The organism is Xanthobacter sp., assembly GCF_041911315.1.
Classification (GTDB): Bacteria; Pseudomonadota; Alphaproteobacteria; order Rhizobiales; family Xanthobacteraceae; genus Xanthobacter; species Xanthobacter aminoxidans.
This window is the reverse complement of the sequence record NZ_JAYRPE010000083.1, coordinates 81,781-99,973: the sequence shown is the minus strand read 5'-3', so window position 1 is coordinate 99,973 and position 18,193 is coordinate 81,781. Positions and strand designations below refer to the sequence as shown.

Sequence of the window (18,193 nt, the reverse complement as noted above, 5' to 3'; positions counted from 1 at the left end):
ACAACAATCACCCTCAGGGAGAGTGCCGTGTCGAGACCGGGAAGCGTGATCGTGACGGGTGGTGCCTCGGGTATCGGCCTTGCCGTGGTGGAGGAGCTTCTGGCCGAGGGCTGGCGCGTGGTCGCCGCCGACCTCGTGCCGGAGAGCATCGAGAAGGCGCGGGCCGCCCTCGCCGCCCATGGCGATGCCGTGCGGGTCGTCCAGGCCGACATTTCCGACGAGGCGCAGGTGGTGAAGCTCGTCGCCGAGACGGAGAGCGGGTTCGGGCGGTTGTGGGGCGTGGTGAACTCCGCCGGCATCGCCCGCGACATCCCCGCCCTCGACACGTCGGCGGACATCTTCCGCAAGATCCTCGACGTGAACGTCATCGGCACCTTCCTGGTGGCGCGCGAGGCGGCGAAGGTGATGCAGGCGCGCAGCGCCGGCTCCATCGTCAACATCGCGTCCGTCTCGGGCATCCAGGGCAATCTCGGCCGCGCCGCCTATGGCTCGTCCAAGGGCGCGGTGGTGGTGCTCACCAAGGTCCTCGCGGTGGAGTTCGCGGCCCTCGGCATCCGCGTCAACGCCATCGCGCCGGGGCCGGTGGATACCCCGCTGGTTCAGGCGGTGCATACCGATCAGGCGCGCACCGCGTGGCTCGCCCGCGTGCCGCTCAACCGCTATGCGCAGCCGAAGGAAATGGCCGGCACCATCGCCTTCCTGCTGGACCCCGAGAAATCCTCCTACGTGACCGGCCAGACCATCAACGTGGATGGCGGCTTCACCGCCGGCGGGCTGATCCGGCCGTGACGGGGCAGGAGATAAAGGGGCGCGAGATGAAGGGCAGCGTCATCGTCACCGGCGGTGCCTCCGGCATCGGTCTCGCCGTGGTGGAAACCCTGCTCGCCGAGGGCTGGCGCGTCGTCGCGCTGGACCTCGCCGCCGACAGCATCGCCAAGGCGCGGGAGGATCTCGCGGCGCACGGCGCGCGGGTGCGGTTCGAGACGGTGGACATCACCGACGAAAGCGCGGTGGCGGCGACCGTCGCGCGCACGGCGGCGGACTTCGGCCCGCTCAAGGGGGTGGTGAACTCGGCCGGCATCGCCCGCGACATTCCGGCGTTCGACACGAGCGTGGAGCTGTTCCGCAAGGTGCTGGACATCAACCTCGTCGGCAGCTTCGTCGTGGCGCGGGAGGCGGCGAAGGCCATGCGGGATACGGGCGGCGGCTCCATCGTCAACATCGCCTCGATCTCCGCTTTGCGCGGCAATCTCGGCCGCTCCGCCTATGGCGCCTCCAAGGGCGGCGTGATGACGCTGACGAAGATCCTCGCGGTGGAATTCGCGCCGCTGGGCATCCGTGTGAATGCGGTGGCGCCCGGCCCCATCGAGACGCCGCTGGTGCGCGAGCTGCTGACGGCCGAGACCCGCGCCGCGTGGCTGAAAACCCTGCCGCTCCGCCGCAACGGCACGCCGCAGGAGGTGTGCGGCGCCATCTCCTTCCTGCTGGACGAGCGCGTGTCGTCCTACGTCACCGGCGAGACCATCGCCGTGGATGGCGGCTTCTCGGCGGGCGGTCTCATCAACGTGTGAGGCGGTGGGAACCTGCTCCTCCACATGGATCGGCGATGCAGCCGTTGACCTGCCGCAGGTCTCGGGCATCGTCTGGCGGAGCGAACCGATTCCCGGTGCCGGGAGGCCGAGATGGAGGAGAGCGGTCAGGTCTTCGACCTCGCCATCGTCGGCGGCGGCATCAATGGCTGCGGCATCGCCCGTGATGCCGTGGGGCGCGGCCTCAGCGTGGTGCTGTTCGAGAAGGGGGACCTCGCCTCCGGCACGTCCTCCGCCTCCACCAAGCTGATCCACGGCGGCCTGCGCTATCTCGAATATTACGAGTTCCGCCTGGTGCGCGAGGCGCTGGCCGAGCGGGAGGTGCTGTGGGGCATCGCCCCGCACATCGTCTGGCCCCTGCGCTTCGTGCTGCCGCACCATCCCGGCCTGCGCCCGGCGTGGATGCTGCGGCTCGGCCTGTGGCTCTACGACCATATCGGCGGCCGTCGCCTGCTGCCGCCCACCCGCACGCTGGACCTGCGGCACGATCCCGCCGGCCAGCCATTGCGGCCGGGCTATGGCCGCGCCTTCGAATATTCCGACTGCTGGGTGGAGGATGCGCGCCTCGTGGTGCTCAATGCCCGCGACGCCGCCGACCGGGGCGCCGCCATCCGCCCGCGCACCCGCGTCACCAGAGCACGGCGGGAGGCGGGGCTGTGGGTGATCGAGAGCGAGCATGAGGGCCGGTCCGAGACGGTGAAGGCGCGGGCGCTGGTGGATGCGGCCGGCCCCTGGGCGGGCGAGGTGCTCGACGTGCTGAAGACCGGCCGGGGCGAGGGGCACGCGCCGCTGCGCCTCGTGCAGGGCAGCCACATCGTGGTGCCGCGGCTCTATGCGCACGAGCGCTGCTACATCTTCCAGAACGCGGACGGCCGCATCATCTTCGCCATTCCCTACGAGGGCGATTTCACCCTCATCGGCACCACGGACCGCGATTTCTCCGGCCATCCCGAGGACGTACACGCGACGCCGGAGGAGGTGGCCTATCTGTGCGCGGCGGCGAGCGAATATTTCGCCGCCACCATCGCCCCCGAGCAGGTGGTGTGGACCTATTCGGGCGTGCGCGCCCTCTATGACGACGGGGCGAGCGCCGCCCAGTCGGCGACGCGGGACTATGTGCTCGCCCTCGATGCGCCGGAGGAGGGGGCGCCGCTCCTCACCGTGTTCGGCGGCAAGATCACCACCTATCGCCGGCTGGCCGAGGCGGCGCTGACGCGGCTTGCGCCGCACTTTCCCCATCTCGGCGCGCCCTTCACGGCCAGCGCACCGCTGCCCGGCGGCGATTTCCCACGGCAGGGCTATGACGCTCTGGTGCGCGCCCTGCGCGGCGCCTTCCCGGCACTCGATCCCGCCCTGCTGGCGCGGCTCGCGCGGGCCTATGGCACGGCGGCTTTCCAGGTGCTGGAGGGCGTTACCGAGGAGGACGACCTCGGCGACTGGTTCGGCGCGCATCTGTGCGCCCGCGAGGTGGACTATCTGATGGACCGGGAATGGGCGCTGACCGCCGCCGACGTGCTGTGGCGGCGCTCCAAGCTCGGCCTGCGCACCGCGCCGCATGCGGTGGAGGCGCTCGACGCCTATATGGCGGCGCGCCGCGCCTGAAACAGAACAAGGGAGGACGCCGTGGCCGCCTACATTCTCGCCATCGACCAGGGCACCACCTCTTCGCGCGCGCTGCTGGTGCGGCAGGACGGCTCCGTCGCGGCACTGGCGCAGGAGGAACTGCCGCAGCATTTCCCCGCCTCCGGCCATGTGGAGCAGGAGGCGGAGGACATCTTCGGCACCGTGCTCAATTGCTGCCGCGCGGTGCTGGCGAAGGCCGGCGCCACGGCGTCCGACATCGCAGCCATCGGCATCACCAACCAGCGCGAGACGACCCTCGTGTGGGAGCGGGCGACCGGCCGGGCCATCCACCGCGCCATCGTCTGGCAGGACCGCCGCACGGCCGAGGCCTGCGCCCAACTGGAGGCGGACGGCCATGGGGCGCTGGTGAGCGCGCGCACCGGCCTTCTGCTCGACCCCTATTTCTCCGCCACCAAGATCGCGCACATCCTCGATGCCGTGCCGGGCGCGCGGGACCGGGCGCAGAAAGGGGAGCTGGCCTTCGGCACCGTGGACAGCTTCCTGCTCCATCGCCTCACCGGCGGCCGCGTCCATGCCACCGACGCCACCAATGCCGCGCGCACGCTGCTCTTCGACATCCATCGCGGGGCGTGGGACGACGATCTCCTCTCCTTGTTCGGCGTGCCGCGCGCCCTGCTTCCCGAAGTGAAGGACTGCGCGGCGGACTTCGGCACCACCGATCCGGCGCTGTTCGGCGGTCCCATCCCCATCCGCGGCGTGGCGGGGGACCAGCAGGCGGCCATGGTGGGGCAGGCGTGCTTTGCGCCCGGCATGGTGAAATCCACCTACGGCACCGGCTGCTTCGCCTTGCTCAATACCGGGACGACACCCGTCGCCTCCTCCAGTCGGCTGCTCACCACCATCGCCTACCAGATCGGCGGGCGGCGCACCTATGCGCTGGAAGGCTCCATCTTCGTCGCCGGAGCAGCGGTGCAATGGCTGCGCGACGGGCTGAAGATCATCTCCACCGCCAGCGAGAGCGACCGCCTTGCGGCGGAAGCGGACGCGGGGCAGGACGTGATCCTCGTCCCCGCCTTCGTCGGGCTTGGCGCGCCCTATTGGCGGCCGGAGGTGCGCGGCGCCCTGTTCGGCCTCACCCGCGCCACCGGACCGGCGGAACTGGCCCGGGCGGCGCTGGAGAGCGTGTGCTTCCAGACCGTGGACCTCATCGACGCCATGCGCGCCGACTGGCCGGACGGCGACACGGTGCTGCGCGTGGACGGCGGCATGACCGTCTCCGACTTCACCATGCAGCGCCTCGCCGACCTCCTCGGCGCCCCGGTGGACCGGCCTATGCAGAAAGAGACGACCGTGCTCGGCGCCGCCTATCTTGCGGGCCTGGAGTGTGGCTTCTTCCCGCCGCCGGACGTCTTCGCCGGCCAGTGGCGGCTGGAGCGGCGGTTCACGCCGCAGATGCTGCCCGAGGTGCGCGCCGGCCGCATCGCCCAGTGGCGGGATGCGGTGGGGCGGCTGATCGGCGGGGTGTGAGGACGCAGGGTTCGGGATTGACCTTGCCGGCACGTCGGCGCCGAATTGACCGAATGAATACGGGGAGAGCGCCATGGTCCGGGACGACAGTTTCTCGGCGGACGAGCGCGCCGCCATCTACCGCTGCATCGCCGCGCGGCGGGACGTGCGCCGAAACTTCCTGCCCGATCCCGTGCCTGACGCGGTGCTCGCCCGCGTGCTGGCCGCCGGCCATGCGGCGCCCTCGGTGGGTTTCCTGCAGCCGTGGAACTTCATCGTGGTGCGTTCGGCCGAGACCAAGGCGGCGCTGCACGACGCCTTTTCGCGCGCCAATGCCGAAGCAGCGGAGATGTTCGAAAGCGAGCGGGCGCAGCTCTATCGCACGCTGAAGCTGGAGGGCCTGCGCGAGGCGCCGCTCCTGCTGTGCATCACCTGTGAGCGGGATCGCGCCGGGCCGGTGGTGCTGGGGCGCACCCACCAGAGCGAGATGGACATCTATTCCACCGTCTGCGCGGTGCAGAACATCTGGCTGGCGGCGCGGGCGGAAAATCTGGGCGTCGGCTGGGTGTCGATCCTGGACCTTGCCGACCTCCGCCGCATCCTCGCCATCCCGGACCCCATCGTGCCCATCGCGCTGCTGTGCGTGGGCTATGTGGAGGGGTTCGCGGCGACGCCCGACCTCGAGCGGGCCGGATGGCGACAGCGCCTGCCGCTGGAGGAACTGGTATTCGCGGAGCGATTCGGGGCGCGGGAGAAGGCCGGGACGTAAGCGGCTGCCGCCTCAGCGGGACGTTGGGCCGCCCGCCTTAGCGGGACGTTGGGCTGGCCCGCCTCAGCGGGCGAGGGCGACCTGCTGGCCGGTCTCAGCGATGGTGCCGACGTAATGGTTGGGGCCATCCGGCTGGAGCCGGACAGTGACCTTGCCCTGATGGTTCTGCAGCACGATGTCCGAGCCCATCATGTCCCAGCCCTTGGTCATGAAGATCTCGCTGGGGCAGGAGACGTCGGCCTGGGCGGAAAGGCCGCTGAGGCCGCGGTCGGTGCCGAGGCGCACCGGGCAGGACGCCTTGCCGCCATCCCACGAGAAGCTCCAGGCGCCGGAAACCTGTTCCTTGGCCGCGCTGGGGGCGAAGGCGGTGGCGCCGGGATTGGCCGGAGGCGGCGTGAGGGGCACGTTGGAGGCGGTGGTGCGCGGCGTGATGGCGCCGGTGGCGGTATCGGCCGCAGCGGTGGACACGTTGCCGGGCACGGGCGAGGATTCGACCGCACCCGTCGGCGCCGTGAGCACGCGATTGGCCGCCATGGCGGACGGCTTCGCCCCGAAGCCGTCAAGCTCCGTGCTGCACCCGCCGAGGGCCAGCGCCAGAGCCGCCGAAACCAGAACCACCTTCATCCATTGTTCTCCGGACGTGTCCGCAACCTAGCGCCTTCACGCGAAAACCGCCACCCGCCCCTGAGTGGCTCGCACGGGACGCATCGACGTTCGGACCACAGCTGACAGGCGCGAACCCTAGCCGGCTGCGGGTAAACGCACCCTTTCGTGAGATCGTGGCAGCAGCAAGGCTGGTGATGTATCAAGATACCGTTTCGCGGCGGCGGATGGACGCGATGGTTAAGGCGGTTTAATCACCGGCGCACCTTGCGGCACGCTCTTCCGCGCCCTTTTCCCGTCCTTGCCTTGCTCGGAGCTTTCCATGGCCATGCTCGATCCCCGCACGCTGACCCTCGTCGTGACCGGCGCCACCTCGGGCATCGGCGCCGCCACCGTCCGCCGCTTCGCGAGCGCCGGATCGAAGGTGGTGGCCGTGGGCCGCCGGGCCGACCGCCTGGAGGGTCTCAAGGCCGAGTTCGGCGACCTGATCCTCCCGCTGGAGCTTGATGTGCGCGACGAGAAGGCGACGTTCGACGCCTTCTCCAGCCTGCCGGCGCCGTTCGCCGACTACAACATCGTCTTCGCCAATGCCGGCCTCGCGCTCGGGCTCGAGCCCGCCCAGAACGCGGACCTGGACGAGTGGAAGACCATGGTGGAGACCAACATCACGGGCATGCTCACCACCGTGCGCGCGAGCCTGCCGGCCATGGTGGCGCGCAAGGAGGGTCATGTGGTGTTCACCGGCTCCGTCGCCGGCGACTACCCCTATTTCGGCGGCAACGTCTACGGCGCCACCAAGGCCTTCGTGAAGCAGTTCTCCCTGAATTTGTGGGCGGATGTGGCCGGCACCGGGGTGCGCGTCACCAACATCGAGCCGGGCCTCGTGGAGACGGAGTTCTCCGTGGTCCGCTTCTCCGGCGACAAGGGTAAGGCGGATCAGGTCTATGCCGGCTATACGCCCATGACCGGCGAGGACATTGCCGAGCAGGTGTATTTCGCCTGCACCATGCCCCGCCACGTCAACATCAACCGCATCCAGTGCATGGCCGGCCAGCAGACCTTCAACGGGCTGACCGTGCGGCGCGATCCGGCCTGAGGACGGTCGGCTCGGGGGAAATCGGGTGGCCGGCGCTTGCGGCGCCTGCTGAGATGGGCAACGCTCGATCAGAAGGAGACGTGCCGTGCTGGCGCTCGATGCCCCCGATCTCATCCTGTCCGCGGCGGCGCCGACGCTGACGGCGACGCCTGCCGCGCAGCTCGACATCGCCGCCCGCGACTATGACGTGGTGCGCAGGGCGGTGGAGTACATCTCCTGCAACGTGCGGCGGCAGCCCGAGGTGGAGGAGATCGCCGCCGCCACCGGCGTCTCCGCCCGCGCGCTCACCGACCTGTTCCGCCGCTGGTGCGGCCTCACGCCCAAGGCGTTCCTCCAGGCGGTGACGCTGGACCGGGCCCGGCGCATCGTCGCCGAATGCCCCAACGTGCTCGATGCCGCGCTGGAGCTGGGTCTTTCCGGTCCCGGCCGGCTGCACGATCTGTTCGTGGTGCATGAGGCCATGTCGCCGGGGGAGTGGAAGACCGGCGGCGCTGGCCTCGTCATCCGCTTCGGCTTCCATCCATCCCCGTTCGGGCAGGCGCTGGCCATGTCCACGCCCCGCGGCCTGTGCGGCCTCGCTTTCGCGGATATGGGGGAGGAAGCGGCCGCGCTCGCCGACATGCGCTCGCGCTGGCCCAACGCCACCTATGTGGAAGAGCCCGCCGCCACGGCCCCGCTGGTGGCGCAGATCTTCGATCCCGCCTCCTGCCGGGGCGACCAGCCGCTGCGCATCGTCTTCATCGGCACGGATTTCGAAATAAGGGTGTGGGAGACGCTGCTGCGCATCCCCATGGGCCGGGCCACCACCTATTCCACCATCGCCGAGCACGTGGGCCGGCCCAAGGCGGCGCGGGCGGTGGGCGCGGCCATCGGCAAGAACCCCATCTCGTTCGTGGTGCCCTGCCACCGCGTCATCGGTAAGAGCGGCGATCTCACGGGCTACCACTGGGGCCTGACGCGCAAGCGCGCCATACTCGGCTGGGAAGCCGCGAAGGTGGAGCCCAAGGCGGAGTGAGGGGCGGGGAGTGAAGGGCGGGGTTACCCCACCCAGCCCCGCAATTCCCGCTCCACCACGGTCTTCAGCACCCGCATGCCCTCGTCGCCGGCATTGAGGCAGGGGATGGCGGCGAACTTCTCGCCGCCCGCATGCTCGAAGATCTCGCGGTTCTCGACGCCGATCTCCTCCAGCGTCTCCAGGCAGTCGGCGACGAAGCCGGGGTTGAACACGGCGAGCCGCTTCACACCACTCTCGGCCAAGGCTTTCACCGTCTTGTCCGTATAGGGCTTCAGCCATTCCTCGCGGCCGAAGCGGGACTGGAAGGTGAGGCGAAAGCGCTTCTCATCCATGCCGAGGCGCGCGCGCAGCAGGCGGGCGGTCTTGGCGCACTGGCAGTGATAGGGGTCGCCCTTGAGCAGATAGGACTTCGGCACGCCGTGGAAGGAGGCGAGGATCACCTCCGGCTCGAAGTCCAGCGCCGCCAGATGCCGCTCCAGGTCCCGCGCTACGGCATCGATATAGACCGGATCATCGTGCCAGGGCGGGGCGACGCGCAGGGTCGGCTGCCAGCGCATCTCCTTCAGCGCGTCGAAGGCCTTGTCGCAGACGGTGGCCGAGGTGGCGGCGGCATATTGCGGATAGAGCGGCACCAGCAGGATGCGCTCGCAGCCCTGCGCCTGGAGCGCGGCGAGGCGCTCGGCGATGGGCGGCTTGCCGTAGCGCATGGCGAAATCCACCACGATGCGCTCATCGATGCCGGCGAAATGGGCGGCGAGCTTTTCGGCCTGGTCGCGGGTGATGGTCTTGAGCGGGCCTTCGTTGCGCTCATTGTTCCAGATGCTGGCATAGTCGCGGCCCTTGGGGCCGGGGCGCTTGGTGAGGATGATGGCGTTGAGCACGAACCACCACAGCGCCCGGTTCACCTCGATCACCCGCCGGTCCCAGAGGAATTCCTTCAGATAGGCGCGCATGGACCAGTAGTCCGTCGCCTCCGGCGTGCCGAGATTGACGATGAGCACGCCGACGCGCCCGAACGCCACCTTGGGGTGGTCGGTGGGAAGATGGGCGGCATCGGGAGAGAAGGCGGGAGCGTCGATCATCAGGTCCTCGGCTGCTGCCGGTGAGATGGCGCCTTGGCCGGGGCGCGTCAATGCGCCCGCAGGCGCCGAGCTCTTACGCAACTGCGGCCGCGCCGGATGGCCGCCCGGCGGAAACGATGATGGTCCGGACGGCTGGTGCCGCCGGACGGATCGATCGCCGGATGATGAGGTGAGGGATGGTGGGCGCGACAGGGATCGAACCTGTGACCCCTACGATGTCAACGTAGTGCTCTCCCGCTGAGCTACGCGCCCCCTCGCAGGAGCCGCCTCTATATCGGCTCGAAACGCCGGAGGCAAGGCGGGACTGTCAGAGGATATTCCGGCCTGTGGATGACGGCTCAGGCGGCGGTCAGCATCTTGCCCACCTCGCTCACGAGGTCGCGCAGGTGGAAGGGCTTGGACAGCACCTTGGCCTCGCTCGGCGCCTCGCCGTCAGCATTGAGGGCGACCGCGGCAAAGCCGGTGATGAACATCACCTTGAGGTCGGGGTCGAGCTCGGTGGCCCGGCGGGCCAGCTCGATGCCGTCCATCTCGGGCATCACGATATCGGTGAGCAGCAGTTCGAACGGCTCCTCCCGCATCCGTTCATAGGCGGAGCGGCCGTTGTCGCAGGAAGCGACGGAGTAGCCCGCATTCTGGAGCGCCTTCACAAGGAAGCGGCGCATGTCGTTGTCGTCTTCAGCGAGCAGGATCTTGGCCACGCCGCTTCCCCTGATGTCATGTTCTGTCCAGCCCCGGCCGGAGCAGGGGATTCATATGACGTGTCTGCCGCATTCGGGTAAATTCGAAGTGAAAGCCGCGCCACCCCTTTCCAAAAGGTGTTTCGCCGGGCCATCATTCCGCCGCCCGCCGGTGTGAATTCCGGAACTATTCCAAGGTGCTGGGTTCTTGATGACTGCCTGCCTCGCCGACACCATTGAACCCGCATTCGAGGTGCTCACTCCGGTCGAGGCGCGCGCGCCCTTCCTCTTCAACTCCCCGCATTCCGGGCGAATCTATCCCCGCAGCTTCGTCGAGCAGACGCGCTTGGACTTTTCGACCCTGCGCCGATCGGAAGATACGTTCGTCGATGAATTGTTCGGCGATTGCGTGGGGCTGGGCGCGCCGATGATGCGGGCGCTGTTCCCGCGCTCCTTTCTCGACCTCAACCGCGAGCCCTACGAGCTCGACCCGCGCATGTTCGACGGCCGGCTGCCGCCGTTCGCCAACACGCGGTCGATTCGCGTGTCCGGTGGCCTCGGCACCATCGCGCGGGTGGTGGGTGATGCGCAGGAGATCTATCCCCGCCGCCTCGCGGTGAACGAGGCGCTGGAGCGCATCGAGACCTTCTACAAGCCCTACCACCAGACCCTGCGCCGCCTCGTGGGGCGCATCCAGCGCGAATGGGGGATGGCGGTGCTGGTGGATTGCCACTCGATGCCGTCCACTTCAGCACGGGACGAGGTGGCGCGCGCCGATTTCGTCATCGGCGACCGTTACGGCACGAGCTGCAGCGAGCTGGTCACGGACGCCATCGAGCGGTCGCTGACCGCCCGCGGCTACCGGGTGGTGCGCAACAAGCCCTATGCCGGCGGCTATATTACTGAGCACTACGGAAACCCCTCCGCCGGGCTGCACGCCGTGCAGATCGAGCTCAACCGCAGCCTCTACATGGACGAGGCCGCCTATGAGCGGAATAGCGGATTTTCCAGCGCCCAGGCCGATCTTCGGGCCCTGATGGGGGATCTGTTCATCGCGGTGTCGGAGGGCCTCGCCCCGCTCCGTGCGGCAGCTGAATGACAAAGCCCTGCATTTTTGCATAAGGTGCCTTGCGTTTTTCGTATGGCAAGGCTACCAATTGCGCACGGTTGCCGAGGAATTACTCAGGCACCATCGAATTCCGGCCCGGGCAGGCTTCGCAACGCGAAGACGCCCGCGAGACACGGGATCGAATATGGCGGCGCAAGACCGCATCCAGGGATGGAACGAGAGGGGCCTAGACAGGGCGGCGGGTGACGGCGAATGCCGGATCGGCCAGCCCGAAAAAGAAAGGGGCCGTCCGCGTGAGCAGACGGCCCAAGTCTAGGGAGGAAACGCCCAAGGAGGGCAGCGACACAGCGACGCCAATCGCCGTGTCGCAATGCACAAATAGCCGAGTGCAGTGCCATAAATCAAGTGCGCGTTTGTCGCAGTCTGGTATACCACGGCAAATCATTGATTTTTATAGGGATTTATTTCTCCCGGCTAAGCCCGGGCTGTGGCCGCTAAGAGCAGGCCGCTCAAAAAAATCGATAGAAGCGTGCGCTTGGTCCGACTCGGCTGTGCCGAGGATGGCCAGGACGCGGCATGTCGGGGTGTTGCCCGGTGCCGGGACCCATCGTGGCGGCCAGTCGATCAGGGCTGCGCGCACGCAGGGATAGGCGCCCGGTCAACATCAGCCGCCAGATTCTCGTCAGGCGCCACGCGCGCGAACAATGGATCTGGCAGGGCAGGGGGCGCGGGCAGGGATGCTAGGAGGCGGGCGCAGGCTCCGGGGCTTTGCCGGGCGGCGCGCATTTCCTGCCTCGGCATGAGGGGCCGAAAAAAGAAAGGGGCCGCTGAGAACAGCGGCCCAAGTCTAGGGAGGAAACGCCCAAGGAGGGCAGCGGCACCGCAACAAGCAATGCCGCGCTGCATCAATATGACGAATGCCCCCCTCTGCATCAAGTCCGTGACAGGCAGATAGTTTGTGCAACTGTCCAACATTTAAAACCATTTATTTTCAGCCCATTGCGGCCTGTCTGCCCAATTTTTGCGCGTCCTGCCCGCCACGCCTGCCACAGGTGCGATCATCCCGCACCGCGGTTGTGCCGTAGGGATCGCGGCCTGGCGGATTCGGCCGGCCTTCCCGCACAGATTTCCCTCGCAGATTTTCCTTGGCAGGTGCCACCACCCGCGCTTTCTTGCCGGCGCGGGCATCGTCGGCCCGCCCGACCGTTCCGGAGTCTCCATGACCGCCGTCGATTTCGACGCCTTCGTCCATCAGCTTGCGACCGTCTCGGGCGAGGCCATCCTGCCCTTCTTCCGCACGGCGCTTGGCATCGAGGACAAGAGCGCGGGCCGCGCCTTCGATCCCGTCACCGAGGCGGATCGGGCGGCCGAGCAGGCCATGCGGCAGCTCATCCGCTCGACCTTCCCCGCCCACGGCATCATCGGCGAGGAGTTCGAGAACGTGGCGGCGAGCGCGCCCTATACGTGGGCGCTCGACCCCATCGACGGCACCAAGTCGTTCATCGCCGGCCTGCCCGCCTGGGGGACGCTGATCGGCCTTCTGAAGGAGGGCGATCCGGTCTACGGCATGATGCATCAGCCGTTCATCGGCGAGCGCTTCTTCGGCGACGGCGGCGCGGCGCGCTATCGCGGTCCGGCGGGCGAGCGCACCCTCGCCACCCGCGACTGCGGGCGGCTGGAGGACGCGGTGCTCTACACCACCAGCCCCCGCCTCATGAACGCGGAAGACCGCGCGGCCTTCGGCACGGTGGAGGAGCGCGTGCGGCTCTCGCGCTACGGCGGTGATTGCTACGCCTATTGCATGGTGGCGGCCGGCCTCATCGATCTCGTCATCGAGACCGGCCTGCAGGATCACGACGTGATCGCCCTTGTGCCCATTATCGAGGGCGCGGGGGGCGTCGTCACCAGCTGGGAAGGCGGTTCGCCGGTTGCGGGGGGACGCGTGGTCGCCGCCGGCAGCCGCAAGGTGCACGAGGCGGCGCTGCGCCAGCTCACCGGGGGCTAAGCCCGCGCGGCGTCTGAGCGAAGCAACGCGTAAAGCCCGCGCGGCGTCTGAGCGTAGCAACGCGTCAAGCCCGCGCGGCGTCTGAGCGAAGCAACGCGTAAAGCCCGCGCGGCGTCTGAGCGTAGCAACGCGTCAAGCCCGCGCGGCGTCTGAGCGAAGCAACGCGTCAAGCCCGCGCGGCGTCTGAGCGTGGCAACGTAAAAAACTTCTCAGATCGGCGTCCCGGGGATGAAGGCGTCGAACGCGGCCCAGAACTGGGCGCGAAAGATGTCGCGCTCCATCAGCAGCTCGTGCCGGCTGGCCGGCACCACCACATGGGCGCCGGCGATGAGCCGCGCCGAGAAGTGCTCGATGGCCTTGTTGGAGACGAGCCGGTCTCCTCCGGCTGCGATGATGAGCAGCGGCTGGCGGATGCGCGGGATCACGTCGGGATGGGTCAACTCTCCCATGGTGGCGTAGGCGCCAGCCAGCCAACCGATGGTCGGTGCCCCGAGGTCAAGCTGCGGATGGGCGGAGACCATCGCCTGCGTGCGGTCGAATCGGGCCCGTTCCGAGGTGAGCGGATTGCCCTCGAATCTCAGCCGCGCCAGCGTGCGCCCGCGTCCGCCCGGCACGAAGGCGCGGGCGAAGCCGATGTGGGAGAGCACGGTGGCGGTCGGCCGCATGATACCCTCGAACGGCACCGAATCGAGCCCCAGCATGGGGGCGCTGAGCACCATGCGATCGAACCAGCGATGCCCCTCCAGCACCGAGGACAGCAGGATCGACCCGCCCATGGAATGGGCCAGCGCGAAATGGGGCGGCGGACAGTCCGGCAGCAGCACCTCGCGCGCGAAGGCCTCAAGGTCGAGCAGATAGTCCGAAAAGCGGGTGATATGCCCCTTCAGGCGGTTGCGCAGCAGGCGCTGGGAGCCGCCCTGGCCCCGCCAGTCGAGCAGCGCCACGGCGAAGCCGCGGGATCTCAGCTCGCGCACCACCTCGAAATATTTCTCGATGAACTCGCAGCGGCCGCTGAACAGCGCGACGGTGCCCTTGGCCTTGCCCTCGGGCATGAAGCGGGCGAAGCGCAGGCGCACGCCGTCGCGGGCGATGATCTCGCCTTCGATCGCGCCTTCGGGCACCGGATTGTTCGGCAGGGAATAGAGCGTCATGAGGCTCGCAGCGGTGGAGGGCGCGGCGGTGGCCGGCGTTGGGCGTGAGACCGAGGGTTACACGTCGGAGCCCCGCTTCACAATCGCCTCGCGCGGTTCGGGCCGCGCGGTCGCTCGCTCCGGCTTGCGGGCGCCGACCTATTGCGCGGTTGGCGTCGACGCGGAGGGTGTGCTTGCCGCTTCGCCGCCCTTGTCGGTCCATTCCGGGGGCGCGCCCACGATACCGCTGACGAGGCCGTTGAAGCCGGGCGCGCGACCGAAGACGTCGCAGGCTGCGAACTTGGGCGCGCCACCGGTCAAAGACTGGATACGTTCCGCCGGCGGTGGGCCGGAGAGGGTTTTGAACGGGTTCTCGCCGGTGACGAGCATCTTGCTGAAATCGTCGCCGAAGGTGCTCGCCAGCTCATAAGCATCGCCAGCGGCGGACACCCGCGCCGACCCGGAGAGCATGTTGGCGCCTTGGCCCCAGACCATGACCGCCGCCGGGCGTCCGTCGGCGCTGCGGGCCTCTGCCTCCAGGGACAGGCTGCCCAGCCCGATGGGCAGGCGCGGTGTCGGCACCGGGATGCCCGGCAGGAGCACGGACTTCGCCACCGACGCAATCTTGGTCGCCGCAACGGCCTTTTCGTCGGTGGCGTCCATGTGGGTGACGACGGCATGCACCGTGAGATCGGCGGGCTGCGACGCCGGCACCACTTCAAGGCGATCGCTGAGGCCGAAGCAGATGGAACGGTCGATAGCATTGGCCACGAGCTTCCTCTGCTCGTCGGAAATCCCTTCGTTCTGGGCTCCGGCCGCGAAGATGGTGGGAACGATGCGCACCGTCCTGGCCGCGAGCACTTCGTCCTTGTGGATGAGGATCTTCGACTTCGCCAGCAGGCCGTCTGCCGGTTCGAGGTCCGCGTATGAGGTGAGCGCGCCGCTTTGCTCCAGCGGGGCATTGGCACACGATGTGGCCAGAAGCGACATGCTAAACAGGCCCATGACCCGGCTTAAGGCTGCTGCCATCATTTCCCCGCTCCGTCAGTCCGGCCCGCACGCTGTGCAAGCCGCCGATCAAAGCCCCCGCATTCGGAAATGGGGCGCGATTGCGGCGTATTTAAGTACCGCCCAACGTCTTTTGGCGGAGGCTCCACGCGGCGACCGCAGTCCGACTCTTAAGCGCCGAAATGGCGTGCCAATTCGAAGGCCGGTGGACTTATGCACTGCGCTGGACCGGATGATCCTCTAGCGCCGCTCGCCTGAGCCGATGACTTGCATGCCGCTGATGTCGCCGCTGGCGGCATCCAGCACGAGGCGCACCCGCTCGCCGCGCGGCCCTGTGGCTTCGGCGAGGAAGCTCTGGCCGCGCTGGCGCACGGCGTCGATCTGGCGGAAGCCGCGGGCTTCGAGGCTCGGCGCGACGGTCTCGGCGGTGAGCGGATGGGGGCCGGCGGGGGCGATCTGGTAGGGGCGGTAGGCGCGCGGCGCGATGGCGCCGGGCAGCGCTGCGGTCTCGTCCGGCATCTGGGTCGCGGTGACGGAGGCGGCGCGGGCGAGTGGCAGGCCAGGCAGGGCGATCGTCCCGGCTTCGCTCGGCGAATGATACGTGTGCAGGGGCGGGGGCTTGGCCGGAACGGCCGGCTGGACACCGGCCGGCGCCAGCGCCTCGGCGCCGCACTGGGCGAGGGCCCGCGTCGCCGGAGGCGCGAGTGCCATCAGGAAGAAGGCCGCACAGGCGGCCGCACAGGCCCGCATCGCCCGACCTCCCCTTGCCCCCCGCCTCCTCACCGGATCACGCCGCGGACGGAGCAGATGTCGTTGGGGAAAAGTCTAGCCGCGGCGGGTGAACGCCGACCGGCAAAGGCGTTCATCGCCCGTTCAGATTGGCGGCGTGGCTCCCCCTTGACGCCAGAAACGGGCCTACCCACATCCAAAACGGCGCCGGGCAGAGACCTGACGGCGCCCTGACCGGACCCGGCTTTATGCGGGTCCCGCATGTCGCTTCAAAGGAGGATATGCCATGCGTACGTTTGACCTTGCTCCGCTGTACCGCAATACCGTCGGCTTCGACCGGCTGTTCTCGCTGCTCGATTCCGTCGGCGGCGTCGATGCGGCGCCCACCTACCCGCCCTACAACATCGAGCGCACGGGCGAGAACGCCTATCGCATCACGGTGGCCGTGGCGGGCTTCACCGATGCCGAACTGAGCATCGAGGTGAAGGAGAACACCCTCACCCTCAAGGGCGAGAAGAAGTCGTCCGAGGCGTCCGAGAGCGCCCAGGTGCTCTATCGCGGCATCGCCGCCCGCGCCTTCGAGCGTCGCTTCCAGCTCGCCGACCATATGGAGGTGAAGGGTGCGGTGCTTGAGAATGGCCTGCTGCACGTGGATCTCGTGCGCAACATTCCCGAGGCCAAGAAGCCCCGCATCATCCCCATCGCGGGTGCGACGTCGACCCCGAAAACCATCGAGGGCTCGACCGTAGAGGGCGCCGCCCAGGCGGCCTGACGGACGGGAATGGGGGACGGGCCGAGGCCCGCCCTGCCTTTCGGCACGGGGGCGGGTTTCCGCCCCTCGGACTTGAGGGCGGTGCGCATGCGCCGCCCTTTTGCATGGTGGATTTGTACGGCGCTTTTGCATGGCGCCGATGTCGCGTGCGGGCTTGATCTCGGCGCGCGGCCGGGAGAGGAGGGGGGCGCACCCGTTCGCTCCCTCCGGAAAAGGTCGCCCGCCGTGTCCGCCCCCCGCAAGGTTCTCATCACCACCCGCCTGTTCGATGCCGCCGCCGCCGAATATCTCGCCGAGCACGGCTGCGTCGCGGTCCCGTCCGGCCTGCCGGGCGATGCGCTTGATGCCGACATTTCCGATGCCGCGCTGAGCGCGCTGCTTGAAGGCGTCGAGGGCTGGATCGTCGGCATGCGCGCGGTGACGCGGGAGATTCTCGCCGCCCATCCCGATCTCAAGGTCATCGCCCGTCGCGGCGTGGGCTATGAGCGGGTGGACGTGCCTGCTGCCAAGGCGCTCGGCCGGGTGGTCACCATCGCGGCGGGGGCCAATGACGATGCGGTGGCAGACCACACGCTGGCGATGATCCTTGCGCTGCTGCGCCGGCTGAAGGAGAGCGACCGCGCCATCGCCGCCGGCAATTGGCGGGTGCTGAGCGGGTTCGACCTCACGGGCAAGACGGTGGGCCTCGTCGGGCTCGGCCGCATCGGCAAGGCGGTGGCGCGGCGCCTGCACGGCTTCGGGACCAGGGTTCTGGTCGCGACCCGCACCCCCGACCCGGATTTCCCCTTCGTGGACTATGTGCCGCTCGACGACCTGATCGCCCAGAGCGACATCATCAGCGTCCATGCGCCGCTCACCCCCGAGACCCGTCACCTGATCGGCGCCGACGCGCTCGCCGCCATGAAGTCCCATGCGCTGGTCATCAACACCTCCCGCGGCGGCCTCGTGGATGACCGCGCGCTGCTGGCCGCGCTGGAAGCGGGACGCATCGGCGGCGCCGGCCTCGACGTGTTCGAGGCGGAGGCGGACGCCGCGCTGCTGCCGGTCGCCGCCGCGCTGGCGGCGCGCCCGGATGTGGTGGCCACCGCCCACGCCTCCGGCTCCAGCGCCGAGGCGCTGGCTCGTGGCAACCTGATCTCCGCCCAATGCGTGGTGGCGGCGCTGGACGGGACGGATTTCCCCCCTGGCTGCCTGATCGCCGACGGGCGCTGAGGTTCCCATTGCAACGCGTTTTCTTCACGCGAACCGGTACCCACTTCGCTCGAAACGCTTCACCCGCCGCTGATGGCGGTGAGCACGAACACGTCCGCGCCGGGCCGCAGTGGCGTTTCCAGCCGCGCCCGGCGCCCGTCCACAAAGATGTTGATGTGGCGGCGGATGGCGGGGCGCTCGTCGCACAGCCGGTCGCGCATGCCGGGCCAGCGCGTCTCCAGCGCATCCATCAGCTCGCGCACCGTGGCGGCGCGAAGCTCCAGATAGGTCTGCCCGTCGGGGAACAGCCGGACGAGGTGGGCCGGCAGGCGCACCTTCACCGGTGCGGTTTCCTCCGCCACCGC

General features: G+C 68.8%; 19 protein-coding genes and 1 tRNA gene. 11 read left to right on the top strand and 9 right to left on the bottom strand.

Features of this window, described 5'->3' with window-relative positions; genetic code table 11:
* Positions 1–27: 27 nt before the first annotated feature.
* The 5 genes from ACE3QW_RS23875 (at position 28) to bluB (ending at position 5,448) form a co-directional block, all read left to right on the top strand.
* The gene (locus tag ACE3QW_RS23875) at positions 28–789 is read left to right on the top strand and encodes an SDR family NAD(P)-dependent oxidoreductase (protein WP_374254488.1); all 762 of its coding nucleotides are present in this window, start codon (positions 28–30) and stop codon (positions 787–789) included.
* A 26-nt stretch (positions 790–815) separates the two neighbouring features.
* On the top strand, positions 816–1,571 hold the full coding sequence (locus tag ACE3QW_RS23870) for an SDR family NAD(P)-dependent oxidoreductase (RefSeq protein WP_374254486.1): 756 nt from the start codon (positions 816–818) through the stop codon (positions 1,569–1,571).
* A 111-nt stretch (positions 1,572–1,682) separates the two neighbouring features.
* Complete coding sequence (gene glpD, locus ACE3QW_RS23865) at positions 1,683–3,191, top strand: glycerol-3-phosphate dehydrogenase (protein ID WP_374254485.1); 1,509 nt, start codon at positions 1,683–1,685, stop codon at positions 3,189–3,191.
* A gap of 21 nt (positions 3,192–3,212) precedes the next feature.
* Complete coding sequence (gene glpK / locus ACE3QW_RS23860) at positions 3,213–4,700, top strand: glycerol kinase GlpK (RefSeq protein ID WP_374254483.1); 1,488 nt, start codon at positions 3,213–3,215, stop codon at positions 4,698–4,700.
* Between the two features lie 73 nt (positions 4,701–4,773).
* On the top strand, positions 4,774–5,448 hold the full coding sequence (gene bluB, locus ACE3QW_RS23855) for a 5,6-dimethylbenzimidazole synthase (protein WP_374254481.1): 675 nt from the start codon (positions 4,774–4,776) through the stop codon (positions 5,446–5,448).
* 63 nt (positions 5,449–5,511) lie between these two features.
* Here the strand turns inward: bluB and ACE3QW_RS23850 are convergent, their stop codons facing one another.
* A complete protein-coding gene (locus ACE3QW_RS23850) occupies positions 5,512–6,072 on the bottom strand; it encodes a protease inhibitor Inh/omp19 family protein (RefSeq protein WP_024277667.1) in 561 nt (186 codons plus the stop codon).
* 301 nt (positions 6,073–6,373) lie between these two features.
* Between ACE3QW_RS23850 and ACE3QW_RS23845 the strand changes: the two genes are divergently transcribed.
* Both ACE3QW_RS23845 and ACE3QW_RS23840 read left to right on the top strand, forming a co-directional pair.
* Entirely contained in the window at positions 6,374–7,147 is a 774-nt protein-coding gene (locus ACE3QW_RS23845; protein ID WP_029557266.1) for an SDR family NAD(P)-dependent oxidoreductase, read from the top strand.
* An 85-nt stretch (positions 7,148–7,232) separates the two neighbouring features.
* Entirely contained in the window at positions 7,233–8,162 is a 930-nt protein-coding gene (locus ACE3QW_RS23840) for a methylated-DNA--[protein]-cysteine S-methyltransferase (RefSeq protein ID WP_374254479.1), read from the top strand.
* 23 nt (positions 8,163–8,185) lie between these two features.
* On the opposite strand, the gene hemH is transcribed toward ACE3QW_RS23840, so the two are convergent.
* From hemH to cpdR, 3 genes are all read right to left on the bottom strand, one after another.
* Complete coding sequence (gene hemH / locus ACE3QW_RS23835) at positions 8,186–9,244, bottom strand: ferrochelatase (RefSeq protein WP_374254477.1); 1,059 nt, start codon at positions 9,242–9,244, stop codon at positions 8,186–8,188.
* Between the two features lie 177 nt (positions 9,245–9,421).
* Positions 9,422–9,496: transfer RNA gene (locus ACE3QW_RS23830), tRNA-Val, on the bottom strand.
* Between the two features lie 86 nt (positions 9,497–9,582).
* The gene (gene cpdR, locus ACE3QW_RS23825; protein ID WP_029557269.1) at positions 9,583–9,945 is read right to left on the bottom strand and encodes a cell cycle two-component system response regulator CpdR; all 363 of its coding nucleotides are present in this window, start codon (positions 9,943–9,945) and stop codon (positions 9,583–9,585) included.
* A gap of 190 nt (positions 9,946–10,135) precedes the next feature.
* Between cpdR and ACE3QW_RS23820 the strand changes: the two genes are divergently transcribed.
* Positions 10,136–11,023: an N-formylglutamate amidohydrolase gene (locus ACE3QW_RS23820; protein ID WP_029557270.1), complete on the top strand. Its 888-nt coding sequence runs from the start codon at positions 10,136–10,138 to the stop codon at positions 11,021–11,023.
* 961 nt (positions 11,024–11,984) lie between these two features.
* Here ACE3QW_RS23820 and ACE3QW_RS23815 read toward each other — a convergent pair.
* On the bottom strand, positions 11,985–12,245 hold the full coding sequence (locus ACE3QW_RS23815) for a hypothetical protein (RefSeq protein WP_374254475.1): 261 nt from the start codon (positions 12,243–12,245) through the stop codon (positions 11,985–11,987).
* Here ACE3QW_RS23815 and hisN point away from each other — a divergent pair.
* Entirely contained in the window at positions 12,213–12,998 is a 786-nt protein-coding gene (gene hisN, locus ACE3QW_RS23810; RefSeq protein WP_374254473.1) for a histidinol-phosphatase, read from the top strand. The two genes, ACE3QW_RS23815 and hisN, sit on opposite strands and share 33 nt — an antisense overlap.
* Positions 12,999–13,207: 209 nt before the next feature.
* On the opposite strand, the gene ACE3QW_RS23805 is transcribed toward hisN, so the two are convergent.
* The 3 genes from ACE3QW_RS23805 to ACE3QW_RS23795 all read right to left on the bottom strand — a co-directional run bounded on the left by ACE3QW_RS23805 (position 13,208) and on the right by ACE3QW_RS23795 (position 15,886).
* Positions 13,208–14,149, bottom strand: coding sequence for an alpha/beta fold hydrolase (locus ACE3QW_RS23805; RefSeq protein WP_374254472.1), 942 nt, complete (start codon positions 14,147–14,149; stop codon positions 13,208–13,210).
* A gap of 138 nt (positions 14,150–14,287) precedes the next feature.
* Complete coding sequence (locus tag ACE3QW_RS23800) at positions 14,288–15,160, bottom strand: DUF3313 domain-containing protein (protein ID WP_374254470.1); 873 nt, start codon at positions 15,158–15,160, stop codon at positions 14,288–14,290.
* Positions 15,161–15,376: 216 nt separating this feature from the next.
* The gene (locus ACE3QW_RS23795; protein WP_374254468.1) at positions 15,377–15,886 is read right to left on the bottom strand and encodes a hypothetical protein; all 510 of its coding nucleotides are present in this window, start codon (positions 15,884–15,886) and stop codon (positions 15,377–15,379) included.
* Positions 15,887–16,151: 265 nt separating this feature from the next.
* Here ACE3QW_RS23795 and ACE3QW_RS23790 point away from each other — a divergent pair, with 265 nt between their 5' ends.
* Together ACE3QW_RS23790 and ACE3QW_RS23785 are read left to right on the top strand one after the other, a co-directional pair.
* Entirely contained in the window at positions 16,152–16,637 is a 486-nt protein-coding gene (locus ACE3QW_RS23790; RefSeq protein ID WP_029557274.1) for an Hsp20 family protein, read from the top strand.
* Positions 16,638–16,862: 225 nt separating this feature from the next.
* Positions 16,863–17,849, top strand: a complete 987-nt coding sequence (locus tag ACE3QW_RS23785) for a phosphoglycerate dehydrogenase (protein WP_374254466.1) — start codon at positions 16,863–16,865, stop codon at positions 17,847–17,849.
* A 59-nt stretch (positions 17,850–17,908) separates the two neighbouring features.
* On the opposite strand, the gene ACE3QW_RS23780 is transcribed toward ACE3QW_RS23785, so the two are convergent.
* Complete coding sequence (locus ACE3QW_RS23780; protein WP_374254464.1) at positions 17,909–18,190, bottom strand: MoaD/ThiS family protein; 282 nt, start codon at positions 18,188–18,190, stop codon at positions 17,909–17,911.
* Positions 18,191–18,193: the final 3 nt, after the last annotated feature.